A 14,862-nucleotide genomic window follows, 5' to 3' on the forward strand; every position below is an offset into this window, starting at 1 on the left:
GATTGCGGAACACACGCGAAACGGCACAGCGTGCGGTATAACCGTAGGACGACTAATCAGCTGCACGACTACACTGGCCGTGCAGTTTTTCCTTCGCCGGCGCCGCTAGTCAGGCGCCGGTGGCGAAAACCGGTTCGAGCGCGCGATACAGCGCGCTAAAGGTTGGACGGCGCGCCTCGCGATACCAGGCGTGGCGTGCGGCGTCAGGTTCGCGAACTGCCAGCACGGGTGGCTGTGGACACACTTCGTCGAGCGTCGCACCCGGTTCGAGTGCGAGATGCGCGAGGCGTGCGGCGCCCAGCGCCGGACCCACTTCACCGCCCGCGCGCAACGTCAGCGCGCGGCCGCTGATATCGGCGAGCATCTGCGTCCACCAGGCGCTGCGCGAGCCGCCGCCAATGACGGTGATCGTGTCCGGCACGAGCCCCGCCGCATGCAACGCGTCCATGCCGTCTAGCAGCGCGAAACCTACGCCTTCCAGTGTTGCGTTGGCCAGATCGGCGCGCGAGGTCTGCGGGGTCATGCCGTAGAACACGCCCTTCGCGTTGACGCTGTTGTGCGGCGTGCGCTCGCCGCTCAAATACGGCAAGAACCACGGCCGGCGCGCATCGCGCTCGGCGTTCGAGTTCGCTTGCGCATCGGCGAGCAACGCGGCAACGCTTTCGTAACCCGTCAACTGCGCCGTGAAGTCGAGGCAACTGGCCGCGTTGAGCATCACAGACATCAGGTGCCACGTGTGCGGCAGCGCGTGGCAGAAGCTGTGCACCGCGGAATCGGGATTGGCGAGAAAGCCGTCTGAGACCGCGAAATAGACACCGGAAGTGCCGAGCGACAGCATCGCGTCGCCGGGCCGCACGATGCCCACGCCCACGGCGCCCGCTGCGTTGTCGCCGCCGCCCGCCACGACCGGAATTTCGCGCAGGCCGAATTGGCGCGCGAGTTCGGGCCGTAGCGTGCCGGTCACCTGGTTGCCTTCGAATACGTCCGGCATCTGTGCGCGCCTGAGGTCGCACGCCGAAAGCAGCGTGTCGCTATAGTCGCGCTTCGCAATATCGAGCCATAGCGTGCCGGCGGCATCGGACGGATCGGTGGCCAACACGCCCGTGAGCAGCCAGCGCAAATAGTCCTTCGGTAGCAGTACGTGCGCGATGCGCGCGAAGATCTCCGGCTCGTGCTTGCGCACCCACAGCAGCTTCGGCGCGGTGAAGCCCGGCATCGCGAGATTGCCTGCGATGGCGTGCAACTGCGGTACCGCGCGTTCCAGTTCGAGACATTCGGTATCCGAACGACCGTCGTTCCACAGAATGGCGGGACGAAGCACCTCGCCCTGCGCGTCGAGCAGCGTCGCGCCGTGCATCTGGCCGGTCAGGCCGAGCGCCTCGATGCGCGCCGGCTCGATGCCGCGCCCGCGCGCCTCGTCGAGGAGCGCGCGCAATGCGCTCTGCGTGGCAAGCCACCAGTCTTGCGGCGCCTGTTCGGACCAGCGCGGCTGCGGCCGGCTCACGGTGAGCGGCGCGCTCGCGCTGGCGAGCACATCGCCCGCGCGCTCGAGCAGCACCGCCTTCACGCCCGACGTGCCGAGGTCGATACCGATGAACATGTCTCCGTCCTGATTTTTTGCGTCAGTTTGCCTTCAACGGCAAGCGGCGCCATTGCGAATTTGACGGCGCGCGCTAATGTTTTTTTGCGCGCCGTGGCGCCGCTAGCGCTGGCCGTAGATGGCCTGGTTCACGACATTCTCGAGCCGCTCCTGGTGGCCGCTCGCGTGCTGCGGATTCATGCCGTGCGAGAGTGCGTCGGCGGCGAGCGACGAGAGCGAATAGCCGCCCGCGAGAATCTTGCGGCCAAACTCGCTGTCCCAGCCCGCATAGCGCTGACTGCGGAACTGCTCGAGCCGGTCGTTTTCCACGAGCGCCGCACCGCGCTCGAGCGCCAGCGCGAGCACGTCGATCGCACCCACGTGACCATAGAACATGTCTTCCGGATCGCTGCTCGCGCGGCGCACCTTCGCGTCGAAGTTCATGCCGCCCGTGGTAAAGCCGCCGTGGCGCAGGATCTCGTAGAACGCGAGCGTCAGCTCTTCGACGCTGTTCGGGAACTGGTCCGTATCCCAGCCGTTTTGCGGGTCGCCGCGATTCGCGTCGACGCTGCCGAACACGCCCAGCGCGAACGCCGTCGCGATTTCGTGATGGAACGAGTGACCAGCGAGCGTCGCGTGATTCGCCTCGATATTCACGCGGATTTCGTTTTGCAAACCGTATTGCGTGAGGAAGCCGTGCACCGTCGCAACGTCGTAGTCGTACTGGTGCTTGGTCGGCTCCTGCGGCTTCGGTTCGATCAGCAGCGTGCCGGTGAAACCGGTGCGGTGCTTGTGCTCGACCACCATCGAAAGGAAGCGTGCGAACTGCTCGCGTTCGCGCTTGAGGTCGGTATTGAGCAGCGTGTCATAGCCTTCGCGGCCGCCCCACAGCACGTAGTTCTCGCCGCCCAGCGTGCGCGTCGCGTCGAGCGCGTGACAAACCTGAGTGGCCGCGTACGCGAAGACTTCGGGGTTGGGGTTGGTGGCGGCGCCGCCGGCGTAGCGCGGATTCGAAAACAGGTTGGCGGTGCCCCACAGCAGCTTCACGCCACTCGCCTGCTGGCGCTCGCCGAGGTAGTCGACCATGCGCTTGAAGTTTTCCGTGTAGTCCTTCAGGTCCTTGCCTTCCGGAGCGACATCGGTGTCGTGGAACGTGTAATAAGGTGTGCCTAGCTTCGAGAAAAACTCGAACGCCGCGTCGGCCTTCTGGTGCGCGCGTTCCATGGCGTCGCCGGGCTGCTGCCACGGGCGGTGAAACGCGCCCTGCCCGAAGATATCGTTGCCGGGCCAGACGAACGAATGCCAGTAGCACACCGCAATGCGCAGATGCTCTTCGAGCGTCTTGCCGAGCACCTTCCTGGTACGGTCGTAGTGATGGTACGCAAGCGGGTTGTCCGACTGCGCGCCTTCGTATCGAATGGCGGGGATATGTTCGAAATACGACATGATGTCTCCAATGTTGTTGCAGCGCAGCGGCGCAGCGTGCATCCCTCTGTGTGACGCCATACTGCCCGCGACGCGCAAAGCGCGGCAATTGCGAAATTGCGTGACACCTCTAACGTTTCCTGCCGACGGGCGCGAGCGGCCTGCCCGCGAACCCCAATGTGGGCCTAAAATAACCGGACGCTTAAAATGACGCGCCGCAGGCGCCAAAGACATCGTAGCGCGGTGCACCTTGGCGCGCACTGCGCCCGAACTGGAGACATGGCGGTTTTCCGCCGGCGATCCGCGCCGGGCGAACAATCGCCGACACGATATGACCCGCGCCCCCGCTTCCCAGACGCCCCACCGCATCGCGCTGCTCTTCAACGCGAATAAGGTGTACGACCGCGAGATCATTGCGGGGATTGGCCACTATCTGCGCTCCACGCGCGTCGCGTGGGACCTCTTTCTCGAGGAAGACTTCCGCTGCCGCCTGGCGGGCATCGAGCGCTTCGACGGGGACGGCATCATCGCCGACTTCGACGACCCCGACGTGGCCGACGCCCTGCGCGGCTGCCCGCTGCCGGTGGTCGCCGTGGGCTCGTCGTTCGAAGATGCCGGCCACTACCCGGCCGACGTGCCCTATATCGCGACCGACAACCGCAAACTGGTCTCGCTCGCGTGGACGCATCTGATCGGCGCGGGCCTGCCGAATCTCGCGATGTACAGCCTGCCCGTCGCGCAGGAGAACCGCTGGGCGCAGGAGCGCGAACTGGCGTTCGAGGCGATCGCCCGCGAAGAAGGCGTACAGGCGCCGATCTACCGCGGCCAGGCCACCAGCGCCAGCGCCTGGAACCAGGCCATCGAGCAGTTGAGCGTCTGGCTGCATAGCCTGCCCAAGCCCGTGGGCGTGATCGCCGTGACCGACGCACGGGCGCGGCATTTGTTGCAGGCGTGTCTGATTCACGGCATTGCCGTGCCCGAGCAGGTGGCGATCATCGGCATCGACAACGATCCGCTCACCCGCACGCTCACGCGCATTCCGCTCTCGTCGGTCATCCAGGGCACGGAGGAAATGGGCAAGACCGCCGCCCACTTGCTGCACCAGATGCTGCGCGGCGCACGCTTTCCGGGCCAACGCATTCTGGTTCCGCCCGTCGGCATCAATGTGCTCGAATCGACCCGGCACGAACCGCTGTCGAGCCCGCATGTCATGCGTGCGCGCCACTTCATCCGCCAGTACGCCTGCCAGGGCATCAAGACCGAGCAGGTGGCCGACTACGTGGGCGTATCGCGCTCGTCGCTGGAGGAATATTTCCGGCGTGAACTGCAGTGCACGGTCCACCAGGAAATCCTGCGCCACAAGCTCGACGCCGCCAAGGCGATGCTCGCGAGCCGCGACGCCTCGAGCGCGGAGGTGGCGATCCGCTGCGGATTCACATCGCTGCAGTACATGTATGCCGTATTCCGGCGCGAACTGGGATGCACGCCGCGCGAATATCAGGACAGTGTCGCGAACGCTTCGGGCCCACGCCTGTCCACTTGATGAAGCGGCTTCGGCCCCTCCCGGACAATCACGCTTTCTTCATACGTTCCCTTCACCTCATGAACACTCTTGCTGCCCATCTGACCTCCGAACCGTGGGGCGCCCTGCCCGGCGGCGACGCCGTGCGGCTCTACACGCTGCGCAACGCGCAGGGCATGAAGGTGACGGTCAGCGACCTCGGCGCGACGCTCGTCTCATGGCTCGCGCCCGATCGCGCCGGCCGCCTCGCGGACATCATGCTCGGCCACGACACGCCGGCGGACTATCTCTCGGCCACCACGTACATGGGCGGCCTGGTCGGGCGCTGGGCCAACCGCATCGCGGGTGCGCATTTCACGCTGGACGGCATCGACTATCCACTCGATCGCAACGAGAACGGCAATCTGCTGCACGGCGGCGCGAACGGTTTTCATCGGCAGATGTGGCAGGTGGAAGAGGATCGGGGCTCGCTGGTGCTGCGGCTCGACTCGCCCGAAGGCGACGGCGGCTTTCCGGGCAACGTGAGCGTGCAGGTGCGCTATACGCTCGACGACGAAGGCACGCTGACGCTCGAATACGAGGGCGTGTCCGACGCGCCTACGCCGCTGAATCTCACGAGCCACGGCTACTTCAACCTTTCCGGCGAGGTGAGCCCGGACATTCGGGGCCACGTGCTGACGATCGACGCGGACGCCTTCCTCGAAGTCGATCCGCAGTTGATTCCCGTGCGCATTGCCGACGTCTCGGGCAGCGCCTTCGACTTCCGCCATGGCGCGCCGCTCGGCGCGCGGCTCGACTGGCCGCACGCCCAGCTCGAGCGCGCACGCGGTTTCGACCACTGCTACGTGCTGCGCGCGCCCGAGAGCACGGCGGGCACGCTGCACGCCGCGTCGGGGCGATGGCCCGTGCGTCCGGTGGCGCGCGTCTACGAGCCGGGCAGCGGACGCGAGCTTGCCGTCTCGACCGACCAGCGCGGTCTGCAGCTTTATACGGGGAATTATCTGGAGGGGCAGCCGGGACGCGGGGGCGCGACCTGCGCGCGCTACGCGGGGCTGTGCCTCGAAGCGGGCGGCTTCCCGAACCAGATCAACATGGAAGCGCCCGCCTGCGACGAAGTGGTACTGCAGCCCGGCAAAACCTATCAGCAGGTCACGCAATACCGCGTGAGCGTGCTGGCCTGAAACCGGGCGCCCTGCCTCAGGAAACCTTCTCGTACTGATACACGCCGCGGCCGGTCTTGCGGCCGAGCTGGCCCGCCGCGACCATCTCGCGCAACAGCGGGCACGCACGATACTTCGAGTCGCCGAAGTCCTTCAGGAATACATCCATCACCGAAAGGCACACGTCGAGGCCGATCAGGTCCGCCAGCGCGAGCGGGCCGATCGGATGATTGGCGCCGAGCTTCATGCCGGCGTCGATTTCCTCGGCGCTCGCAATGCCTTCCGCGAGCACGAAAAACGCTTCGTTGATCATCGGCACCAGAATGCGGTTCACCACGAAGCCCGGCGCGTTCTTCACGGCGATCGGCGTCTTCTCGAGGCGCAGCGCCATTTCGCGCACCGACTCCGCCACGTCCGGGCGCGTCTGCAGGCCGCGGATCACCTCGACGAGCGGCATCATCGGCACCGGGTTGAAGAAGTGCATGCCGATGAAGCGCGACGGGTCGGCGAGCGTGGTCGCGAGCGCCGTGATCGAGATCGACGAGGTGTTCGACGCGACGATCGCGTCGGGGCGGACCGCGGCTTCGATCTGCTTGAGAATGCGCGTCTTGAGCTCGGCGTTCTCGGTCGCCGCCTCGATCACGAGATCGACGCTCACGAGTCGCGGGTAGTCGGTGCTCGTTTCGATGCGTGCGAGCGCGGCGTCGCGCGCGCCGGCGTCGAGCTTGCCCTTCGAGACGAGTCGCTCGAGGCTATGGGTGAGCGTGGCGACACCCTTGGCGAGCGCCGCATCGGTGACATCGATCATCACCGCCTTGAGCCCCGCCACTGCCACCGCCTGGGCGATGCCGTTGCCCATCGTGCCTGCGCCCACGATCCCTACCGATTCGATTGCCATGCCTCGTCCTCGCTCCTTGTCTGCGACCCCGGCGTGTCGCTATGGAAAATGCCGGTCATGCGGCGCAACGCGTGGTGCACCGCACCAATACCCACAGTGTAACGGGTTGCGGGAGTCGACCGGAACTCGCATGACGGGGGGCCTGCGGCGAAGTGCCTGCGCGGCAGCGTGAAAACTCTGCCTCTCAGGCGCCGCCGAGCCGGCCGTAGTCGATTGGCGTGCGCGTGTAGAAGAGTTCGACGCCGCCCGCTTCGAGTGTGACGAGGAGCGCATCGATGGAAGGCTCGTCGGCGACGATCAGCACCACGGCGGGCTCGTCGGCCAGATCGAAGAAGTGGGCGGCGTGCATCTTTCCGTGGGCATCGAGGCCTTCGTAGCCTTCCAGCACGGTGATGCCGAAGACGCCTTGGGCACGCGCGGCGTCGATGATCCACGCGACCGCCGACTTGTGCCCCTTCTTCTGCTTGCGGCTCGTGTAGAGCGTGAGTTGACTGCCTGCGGGCATGGGACCTCCATGCAGTCGGAAATCCAGTCATTGAGCGCCGCGCGACAGGCGGCATGCGAAAAAATTCTAGCACGCGGCCTGACACACGCCGGGATGCCCGCTGCCGCCCTAGAAGTTGTACTGGAAATAGATCTGACTGAAGTTCGTACCCGGATTCGGCTCCTTGATATCCGCATTCGACAAATGCTGGAAACGGAACCCGGCCTGATAGTTGCCGTGCTCGCCGAACTGCGCGCCCACGCCCACCATGTCCACGAACTGGAACGAGGTCGACGTTGCGCGGTCGGGCGTCTGCCGGACGTGCGAGAGAAAGTGAAAGCCCACGCCCGCCTCGATGAATGGCTTGAACCAGCCGCTGTCCTTGATGAAGCGAAAAACGGGCGTCACGCCGTATTCCCAGATATGCGAGTAGACGGCATCAGGCGCGTTCAGCTTCCAGTAGGCGACGTGCGCCTCGCCAACCAGTGTGAAGTGATACCCGCCGATGTGCCACCACTGCAGGCCCGGATCCCACACGAGACCGAGATCGAGCTTTTTCACGTCGTGGTCCGCTACGCCCGCTCCGAGCTGCACGCCGAACGTGTTGTCGGCTTGTGCGCTGGCCGCGCCGAAGGCGCAAAGCGCGGTGAGCGCCCCACGCACCGCATGAGCGTGCCAGACGAATCTTCTTACCATATATTTCCCCGATTCGATCAATTCAGCATGACGCCATACATCGGGCACAACCACGATTTGCGCAGGTTCGGCAACAGCGCAAATTCCATACAAAATGCACTGCGCTTGTCACGTGGTCAGAACAAATACCATCACGCTTCAATGTTCACTAATGACCCGCGCACATATGAGAGCGAAGTTTAGCGTCGAATAAACCCTCGCGCTCGTTGGCATGCCAACAAACCGCCGCCTGTAAGGCGCTACGGCTTGATAAAGACTGACTGACAGCTTTCAATTTCGATTAATCGAGTCCGGTAATGTGCCGATCGATTATTTACAGAAGAATTTACGAAATACGGACTCACCTTGTTAACGAATCCGTCTCAATTACCGTCGATTTACCGGGCATCCAAATTTGCGAATAGCGATTTTCTGGTTTGCTGACCGTCCCGATAATCCTCTGCGTAAAACCGGCATGACGTTTGGACCCGGGTATTCCCGAACATCGCGGAATGCGCTGGGTCGCTGTACCCAAATTGAGGACAGACAGCGCGTGGGCCCCTCGCATAATCCGCGTGAATTGTGATCCGCGGCAAACAACAACGTCATAACCCTTGCCACGCTCACGTCCCGATGCTTAGGAGGAGACACATGAGCCCAATCCCGAAAGGGCATGCTTCGCGCGTGCCGCAAACGTCCGCGCAAGCGCAGTCAAACTGTGCTGCCGCCGCTGAACAAGTCACGCGCAAGGTTTCGCGCCATTTGCTCGGCTTCCTGTTCCTGCTGTTCGTTGTCTCGTTCCTCGACCGCATCAACATCGGCTTCGCGGGCCTGACGATGATGAAGGATCTCGGCCTGTCGAGCACGCAGTTCGGCTTCGCCACCACCCTCTTCTACGTCGCCTATATCGCGTGCGGCATTCCTGGCAATCTCATGCTCGCACGCGTGGGTGCGCGCCGCTGGATCAGCTTCATCATGATTGCGTGGGGCCTCGCCTCGACCGCAACGATGTTCGCCACCAACGCCACCACGCTCTACTGGCTGCGCATGCTGGTTGGCGTGACCGAGGCAGGCTTCCTGCCCGGCATGCTGCTCTATCTCACCTGCTGGTTCCCGAGCGCGTGGCGCGCCCGGGCCAACGCTCTCTTCATGATCGCGATGCCCGTGACGGCCGCGCTCGGCTCCGCGGTCTCGGGTTTTATCCTCAAGCTCGACGGCCATGCGGGGCTCGCCGGCTGGCAATGGCTCTTCGTGCTCGAAGGCATGCCGGCCGCACTGCTCGGCTGCGTAGCGTTCTTCTACCTGGACGACACGCCGCGCGCCGCACGCTGGCTCAGCGCGCAAGAAAAACGCACGCTCGAAGCCGCACTTGCCGAGCCGGCCGATGCCCTCGCTTCGCCCACGGCGCACGCAGCGAGCGAGCGCAGCCTCTGGCAGCAGTTGCGCTCGCCGGTGGTCCTGCGCTTCGCGGCGGCGTACTTCTGCCTCGTCAATACGCTCGCGATGGTCGCCGTGTGGGCGCCGCTGATCGTGAAGGGCTTCAGCGCCGGGGCGAGCAACGTCACCGTGGGCCTCGTCGCGACGATTCCGCAGATCGTCACCATCGTCGCGATGATCGTGTGGGGGCGCCGCTCGGACCGTCGTCAGGAACGCAAATGGCACCTCGCCGCGCCCATGCTGCTCTCCGGTCTCGGCTGCGTGTTGACGGCGCAAGGCGGCGCGCCGCTCGTGCAGCTGCTCGGTGTGTGCCTCGCATCGGCGGGGTCGTACACGGCGATGTCGATCTTCTGGACCACGCCCGACCAGGCGTTCACGCCGCAGGCGCGCGCGGTGGGTATTGCCGTGATCAATGCGATCGGCAATCTCAGTTCGGCGGCGAATCCGCTCGTGGTCGGCTGGCTCAAGGATGCGACGCACAGCTATGCCGCGGGGCTCATCTATTCCGCGGTGCTGCTCGTGCTGGGGGCGGTGATCGTCGCGACGTTGCCGATTGGGCGCGGTGGCCGCAGCAAGCGGGAAAAGGAAGTGAAAGCCGTGCCCCGCGCGGCGGCTTGAGCGAGCTTCAGCGTGCGAAACGCGCGACGTTGATCGCCGCGCGATTTCGTTGCGATCCAGCTCGTACGGCAGTGCGTTGCGGCTCGCCTGCATGGCGCTCGCCACGCACCCGCTTCGAGCGCGCCGTGCGGGCGCTACCCTGCTAGCGTTCCGCGCCTGCGCCGCTGCGGCGCGCGGAGAATCCCGGCAAGCGCTTCACGAATCCCGTTGCGAGCGCGGTGCCCACGAGAATTGCCGCGCATGCCTCGACCATGCCCATCGACACGCGCTCGCCGAGAAAGAGAGCGCCCCACAGAATGCCGAAGATCGGGATCACGAACGTGACCGTAATCGCGCGCGCCGGGCCCACCGCTGCGATCAGGCGGAAGAACAGCAAATACGCGACACCCGTGCACGCCACGCCAAGGCCGAGCACCGCGCCCCACGCATGCAGCGAGATGGGCGTAGCCGGCCAGGTTGCCACGGCGAACGGCGCGAGCACGAGCGTTGCGCCCGTCATCGTCCCGGCAGCGACCGTGAGCGGATCGACGCCCGTGAGATGGCGCTTCGTGTAGCTCGCGGCAACGCCGTACAGCGCCGCTGCGACCAGCGCCGCGAGGGCGGCGAGCGCAGCGCTGGTGGATGACGCGCCGTCGCCGGCGTGCGTCACGACCTGATCCCACACCAGCGCGAGCACACCCGCGAAGCCGATCGCCAGCCCGACCACGCGCAGGCCGCTCAGACGATCCTTGAGCCAGACATACGCGACGACCGCGCCCCACAGCGGCGTGGTCGCGTTGATCACGGACGTGACGCCCGCGGAGAGCGTGAGCTCGGCCCACGCGAAGAGACAAAACGGCGCGGCCGAATTGAGGATGCCGACAATGAAAAGCGGCCACGCGCGTTCGCGCAGCGTGCCGAGCGCTTCGCGTGCGGGGCGCCGTGAAAACAGCACGAGCAGCAGGAACAGCGCGCCGATGCCGACGCGCAGCGCCATCAGCGGCGCGACGCCGAAGTCGGTCACGCCGACGCGGATGAACAGAAACGACCCACCCCAAAGGGCAGCAAGGAAAACCAGTTGCGCGAGTTCGATCGGGTTCATATGAAGTGGCGCTGGATGAGCACGGGGTTGCGCGCGGGCGCGCGATTGCACGAATCACCGGCGCGAAAGTACGCGTATCGTAAGGCGAGCGGCACGCGCCGTATAACGAAGGATTCTCACCGATATGTGAGAAAAATTAACAGCCGGATCTTGCGGTCTCGTTCGTATGCTTATTGTGTTTGCTTGTGTTTGTTTCGCGGCGCACAAAAGACAAAGCCCGCGTAATCTTTCGATTACGCGGGCTCTATTCTGGTCGGGGCGAGAGGATTTGAACCTCCGACCACCTGCACCCCATGCAGGTACGCTACCAGGCTGCGCTACGCCCCGAGAGCTAGAAAGTATAACAGAGAGTTTCTCCAATTAGAACCGCTTCGCGCGTAAATCGTGAACGACTCGCATGCATGCGTTCAGAGCGGTGTTTCAGCGCCCGAGCGCATCGAGCACATGCAGCAATTCCTTGCGCAACTGATCGACGTCCACGAGCGCGGTCGTGCCTTCGGCAACCGGCGCGCCCGCCGCTTCGGACTGCCCCGCTTCACCGGCCGCCGCTCCATGTGAGTCAAGCCGATTGCGCGCGCCGTTGATCGTGAACCCCTGCTCGTAGAGCAGTTCGCGAATGCGACGGATCAGCAATACCTCGTGATGCTGGTAATAGCGACGATTGCCGCGCCGCTTCACCGGCTTCAACTGCGTGAACTCCTGCTCCCAATACCGCAGTACGTGAGGCTTCACGCCGCACAGCTCGCTCACCTCGCCAATGGTGAAGTAGCGCTTGGCGGGGATAGGAGGCAAGACGACCTTTTCGCTTGTCGATGTCATCGCCGGGTTGCCGTCGTGGTGGTTGCGCAATGAGGCGTCGCCGCCTGGGTCCTTGAAGTCTGCTATTTCTACTTATTCGTTCACGCCCGCCATATTGCCATCGCCGCGGGCGTACCGGCGCGGGCGTACCGGCGCGGGCATACCGGCGCGGGCGTACCGGCGCGGGCAAACAACCTCAACGCCTCAACGCGGGAAGCTCGCCTCGGCGCCGCTCTCGACGAGCGCCTTCAGCTTCTGGCTCGCATGGAACGTCACTACGCGACGCGCCGCGATGGGTATCGCCTCGCCCGTCTTCGGGTTACGGCCGGGTCGTTGCGGCTTGTCACGCAACTGAAAATTGCCGAAGCCGGACAGCTTCACGCTGTCGCCGCTTTCAAGCGCGTCGCGAATCACTTCGAAGAAGGCTTCGACCATGTCTTTCGCTTCGCGCTTGTTGAGACCGACGTTGTCGAACAGCAGCTCAGCGAGTTCGGCTTTCGTCAGCGTGGGCGTGTCGTTCGTGGCGCTTGCCGACGAGGCAGGAATGTCGCGAATCATGGCGCTACGCTGTGCCGCAAGAAGGGCTTCGAAATCACTCGAGTTCATTTCGTTCATCTATCTATGAAATGGCGCGCTGCCGGTTGCGGGGTTGATTTGCTGCCTCGCAAACCGGAAGCCGATGTCGGTACGTGAAGAGCCGAGGAGCTTATCCGCGCAACCGGGCGCCATACACTCGAGCCAGGCGATCCACCAGGGACTTGATGGCCGTATCGACCGTTTCGTCCTGAAGGGTTCCGCCAGTATCTTGCAGGGTCACCCGGAAGGCAAGGCTTTTCTCGTCCGCGCCAAGTCCGGAAGTATTTGATTTTGCACGAAATTCATCGAAAAGCGCAACCCTCTGCACAATCCGGCAAGGCTCGTCTTGCATGCCCTTCTGGAACTCGTCGAGCAGTGCTTGCACCTCGATCTTTTGATCGACAACAAGAGCGATGTCACGGCGGACCGGCGGGAATTTCGAGACTTCGCCAGGCGTTGGCAGTTCGCGCGCCATCAGTGCGTCGGCCTCGACCTCGAAGAGCATCGGTGCATGAGGCAGGTCGTACTTCTGCATCCAGCGCGGGTGCAGCTCGCCAATCCAGCCCACCGCACGGCCATCGATTTCGATGCGCGCGCTACGGCCCGGGTGCAGCGCGGGGTGTTCTGCCTTCACGAAACGCGGCGTCTTCGCGGCGCCCAGCGCTGCGAACAGCGCTTCGAGATCGCCCTTCACGTCGAAGAAGTCCACGCCGCGCGCTTGCGCGCCCCACTGCTCTTCGAGCGCGGGACCGTAGGCCAGCGCGCCAATCATCTTCGGTTGTGCGAAGCCTTCCACCGCCATCTCGCTCGCCTTGATCGACGGATCGTGCAGGAACACGCGGCCCGCCTCGAACACGCGCACGCGGTCGGCGCGGCGGTTGAGGTTGTGGCGCAGCACGTTGATGAGGCTGCCGAACAGCGTCGTGCGCATGACCGAGAGCTGGCTCGCGATCGGGTTCAGCAGCTTCACGGGATTCGCGTTGCCCGCGAAGTCCTGTTCCCATTCGGCATCGACGAAGCTGAAGTTGATCGTCTCGGCGTAGTCGCGCGCGGCGAGCGCGTGACGAATCGCGTGGATCGAACGGCGCGTCTCATTGGTCGCGCGCATTTCGCTGCGCGCCACCGGCGGCAACGCCGGAATCTTTTCGAAGCCGTAGATACGCGCGACTTCTTCGATCAGGTCTTCTTCGATCTCGATGTCGAAACGGTACGGCGGCGGCGTGACGCTAAAGCTCTCGTCGCCCGCATTGTCAACGCTACGCGTGAACGTGAGGCCGAGGCGCGTGAAAATTTGCGCGATCTCGTCGGCGCCGATCTTTACGCCGATGATGCGGTTCGCGCGCGCCACACGCAACTTCACCGCTTCGCGCTTGGGCACGTTCACGGTTTGATCGTCGATCGGGCCAGCCGCGCCGCCGCAGATATCGAGGATCAGCTGCGTGATGCGCTCGATGTGCTCGACGGTCGTCGACCAGTCCACGCCGCGCTCGAAGCGATGGCCTGCATCGGTCGAGAAGTTGTAGCGGCGCGAGCGGCCACGAATGCTGTCCGGCCACCAGAAGGCGGCTTCGAGATAGATGTTCGTGGTGTCGAGCGTGACGGCCGTGCTGTCGCCGCCCATGATGCCCGCGAGGCTTTCGATCTCGCGGTCGTCGGCGATCACGCCCACGGTTTCGTCGACTTCGACGGTATTGCCGTTGAGCAGCTTGAGCATTTCGCCCTTCTTGCCCCAGCGCACGTCCATCGAGCCGTGGATCTTGTCGAGATCGAACACGTGCGACGGGCGGCCGAGTTCGAGCATGACGTAGTTCGAGATATCGACGAGCGCCGAGATGCTGCGCTGGCCCGAACGCTCGAGGCGCTCGACCATCCACATCGGCGTCTTCGCGTGCGCGTTGACGCCGCGGATCACGCGGCCCGAGAAGCGGCCGCACAGGTCCGGCGCCGAGATCTTCACGGGCAGCTTTTCATCGAGCTTCACTTCGACCTTCGGATACACGGGCGCCTGCAGCGGTGCGCCGGTGATCGCGGCCGTTTCGCGCGCGATGCCGTACACCGAAAGGCAATCGGCCTTGTTCGGCGTGAGCTTGATTTCGAAGATGGTGTCGTCGAGATTCAGCGCTTCGCGGATGTCCTGGCCGATCGGCGTATCTTCCGGCAGGATCATCAGGCCGCTGTGGTCTTCCGAGAGCTTCAGTTCGCGCGCCGAACACAGCATGCCCTGGCTTTCCACGCCACGCAGCTTCGAGAGCTTGATCGCGAAAGGCTTGCCGCCTTCTTCGGCGGGCGGCAGCTCGGCGCCCACGAGCGCCACGGGCACCTTGATGCCGGGCGCGACGTTGGGCGCGCCGCACACGATCTGCAGCGTCGCGCCGGTGCCGGCATCGACCTGCGTGACGTTGAGCTTGTCCGCGTCCGGGTGCTTCACGACTTCGAGCACGCGCCCCACGACGATCTTCGTGGTGGGCGGCGCAGCCGGGCTCAGGCCTTCGACTTCGAGGCCGGCCATGGTGAGCGCGTGGGCCAGTTCATCGGTCGTGAGCTTCGGATCGACAAAGCTTCTCAGCCAGGATTCGGGGAATAGCATTTGGTTTTACGTTCCAGACAGA

General features: G+C 64.5%; 12 protein-coding genes and 1 tRNA gene. 3 read left to right on the forward strand and 10 right to left on the reverse strand.

From position 1 onward, the window contains the following. Positions 1-109 precede the first annotated feature (109 nt). Positions 110-1,600 (reverse strand): xylulokinase, encoded by a 1,491-nt coding sequence (gene xylB, locus M3I56_RS05730; protein WP_254352923.1) that lies wholly within the window; start codon positions 1,598-1,600, stop codon positions 110-112. Between the two features lie 102 nt (positions 1,601-1,702). Next, complete coding sequence (xylA, locus tag M3I56_RS05735; RefSeq protein WP_254352924.1) at positions 1,703-3,025, reverse strand: xylose isomerase; 1,323 nt, start codon at positions 3,023-3,025, stop codon at positions 1,703-1,705. Between the two features lie 310 nt (positions 3,026-3,335). Between xylA and M3I56_RS05740 the strand changes: the two genes are divergently transcribed. Both M3I56_RS05740 and M3I56_RS05745 read left to right on the forward strand, forming a co-directional pair. After that, positions 3,336-4,547 carry a DNA-binding transcriptional regulator gene (locus M3I56_RS05740; RefSeq protein ID WP_254352925.1) on the forward strand — a complete coding sequence of 404 codons (1,212 nt, stop codon included), beginning with the start codon at positions 3,336-3,338 and terminating at the stop codon, positions 4,545-4,547. Positions 4,548-4,606: 59 nt separating this feature from the next. Beyond that, positions 4,607-5,707: an aldose epimerase family protein gene (locus tag M3I56_RS05745; RefSeq protein ID WP_254352926.1), complete on the forward strand. Its 1,101-nt coding sequence runs from the start codon at positions 4,607-4,609 to the stop codon at positions 5,705-5,707. A 16-nt stretch (positions 5,708-5,723) separates the two neighbouring features. On the opposite strand, the gene M3I56_RS05750 is transcribed toward M3I56_RS05745, so the two are convergent. The 3 genes from M3I56_RS05750 to M3I56_RS05760 form a co-directional block, all read right to left on the reverse strand. Continuing rightward, on the reverse strand, positions 5,724-6,584 hold the full coding sequence (locus M3I56_RS05750; RefSeq protein ID WP_254352927.1) for a 3-hydroxybutyryl-CoA dehydrogenase: 861 nt from the start codon (positions 6,582-6,584) through the stop codon (positions 5,724-5,726). A 184-nt stretch (positions 6,585-6,768) separates the two neighbouring features. Then, positions 6,769-7,089 (reverse strand): DUF190 domain-containing protein, encoded by a 321-nt coding sequence (locus tag M3I56_RS05755; RefSeq protein WP_254352928.1) that lies wholly within the window; start codon positions 7,087-7,089, stop codon positions 6,769-6,771. Positions 7,090-7,197: 108 nt separating this feature from the next. Continuing rightward, a complete protein-coding gene (locus tag M3I56_RS05760) occupies positions 7,198-7,764 on the reverse strand; it encodes an acyloxyacyl hydrolase (protein WP_254352929.1) in 567 nt (188 codons plus the stop codon). 630 nt (positions 7,765-8,394) lie between these two features. Here M3I56_RS05760 and M3I56_RS05765 point away from each other — a divergent pair. Next, on the forward strand, positions 8,395-9,798 hold the full coding sequence (locus M3I56_RS05765; protein WP_254352930.1) for an MFS transporter: 1,404 nt from the start codon (positions 8,395-8,397) through the stop codon (positions 9,796-9,798). A gap of 142 nt (positions 9,799-9,940) precedes the next feature. On the opposite strand, the gene M3I56_RS05770 is transcribed toward M3I56_RS05765, so the two are convergent. The 5 genes from M3I56_RS05770 to pheT all read right to left on the reverse strand — a co-directional run bounded on the left by M3I56_RS05770 (position 9,941) and on the right by pheT (position 14,840). Continuing rightward, positions 9,941-10,879: a DMT family transporter gene (locus M3I56_RS05770; protein WP_254352931.1), complete on the reverse strand. Its 939-nt coding sequence runs from the start codon at positions 10,877-10,879 to the stop codon at positions 9,941-9,943. 250 nt (positions 10,880-11,129) lie between these two features. Then, positions 11,130-11,206: transfer RNA gene (locus tag M3I56_RS05775), tRNA-Pro, on the reverse strand. Positions 11,207-11,299: 93 nt separating this feature from the next. Beyond that, entirely contained in the window at positions 11,300-11,698 is a 399-nt protein-coding gene (locus M3I56_RS05780) for a MerR family transcriptional regulator (RefSeq protein WP_028204247.1), read from the reverse strand. A gap of 183 nt (positions 11,699-11,881) precedes the next feature. Continuing rightward, positions 11,882-12,292 carry an integration host factor subunit alpha gene (locus tag M3I56_RS05785; protein WP_028204248.1) on the reverse strand — a complete coding sequence of 137 codons (411 nt, stop codon included), beginning with the start codon at positions 12,290-12,292 and terminating at the stop codon, positions 11,882-11,884. Positions 12,293-12,383: 91 nt separating this feature from the next. Continuing rightward, a complete protein-coding gene (gene pheT, locus M3I56_RS05790; protein ID WP_254352932.1) occupies positions 12,384-14,840 on the reverse strand; it encodes a phenylalanine--tRNA ligase subunit beta in 2,457 nt (818 codons plus the stop codon). Between the last annotated feature and the right edge of the window lie 22 nt (positions 14,841-14,862).

Origin of the sequence: Paraburkholderia sp. CNPSo 3281, from assembly GCF_024206515.1 — a bacterium.
GTDB lineage: Bacteria > Pseudomonadota > Gammaproteobacteria > Burkholderiales > Burkholderiaceae > Paraburkholderia > Paraburkholderia nodosa.

Coding starts and splice junctions, on each gene's coding strand:
- xylB (WP_254352923.1), bottom strand. CDS start 1,600: ATGTTCATCGGTATCGACCTCGGCACGTCGGGCGTGAAGGCGGTGCTG.
- xylA (WP_254352924.1), bottom strand. CDS start 3,025: ATGTCGTATTTCGAACATATCCCCGCCATTCGATACGAAGGCGCGCAG.
- M3I56_RS05740 (WP_254352925.1), top strand. CDS start 3,336: ATGACCCGCGCCCCCGCTTCCCAGACGCCCCACCGCATCGCGCTGCTC.
- M3I56_RS05745 (WP_254352926.1), top strand. CDS start 4,607: ATGAACACTCTTGCTGCCCATCTGACCTCCGAACCGTGGGGCGCCCTG.
- M3I56_RS05750 (WP_254352927.1), bottom strand. CDS start 6,584: ATGGCAATCGAATCGGTAGGGATCGTGGGCGCAGGCACGATGGGCAAC.
- M3I56_RS05755 (WP_254352928.1), bottom strand. CDS start 7,089: ATGCCCGCAGGCAGTCAACTCACGCTCTACACGAGCCGCAAGCAGAAG.
- M3I56_RS05760 (WP_254352929.1), bottom strand. CDS start 7,764: ATGGTAAGAAGATTCGTCTGGCACGCTCATGCGGTGCGTGGGGCGCTC.
- M3I56_RS05765 (WP_254352930.1), top strand. CDS start 8,395: ATGAGCCCAATCCCGAAAGGGCATGCTTCGCGCGTGCCGCAAACGTCC.
- M3I56_RS05770 (WP_254352931.1), bottom strand. CDS start 10,879: ATGAACCCGATCGAACTCGCGCAACTGGTTTTCCTTGCTGCCCTTTGG.
- M3I56_RS05780 (WP_028204247.1), bottom strand. CDS start 11,698: ATGACATCGACAAGCGAAAAGGTCGTCTTGCCTCCTATCCCCGCCAAG.
- M3I56_RS05785 (WP_028204248.1), bottom strand. CDS start 12,292: ATGAACGAAATGAACTCGAGTGATTTCGAAGCCCTTCTTGCGGCACAG.
- pheT (WP_254352932.1), bottom strand. CDS start 14,840: ATGCTATTCCCCGAATCCTGGCTGAGAAGCTTTGTCGATCCGAAGCTC.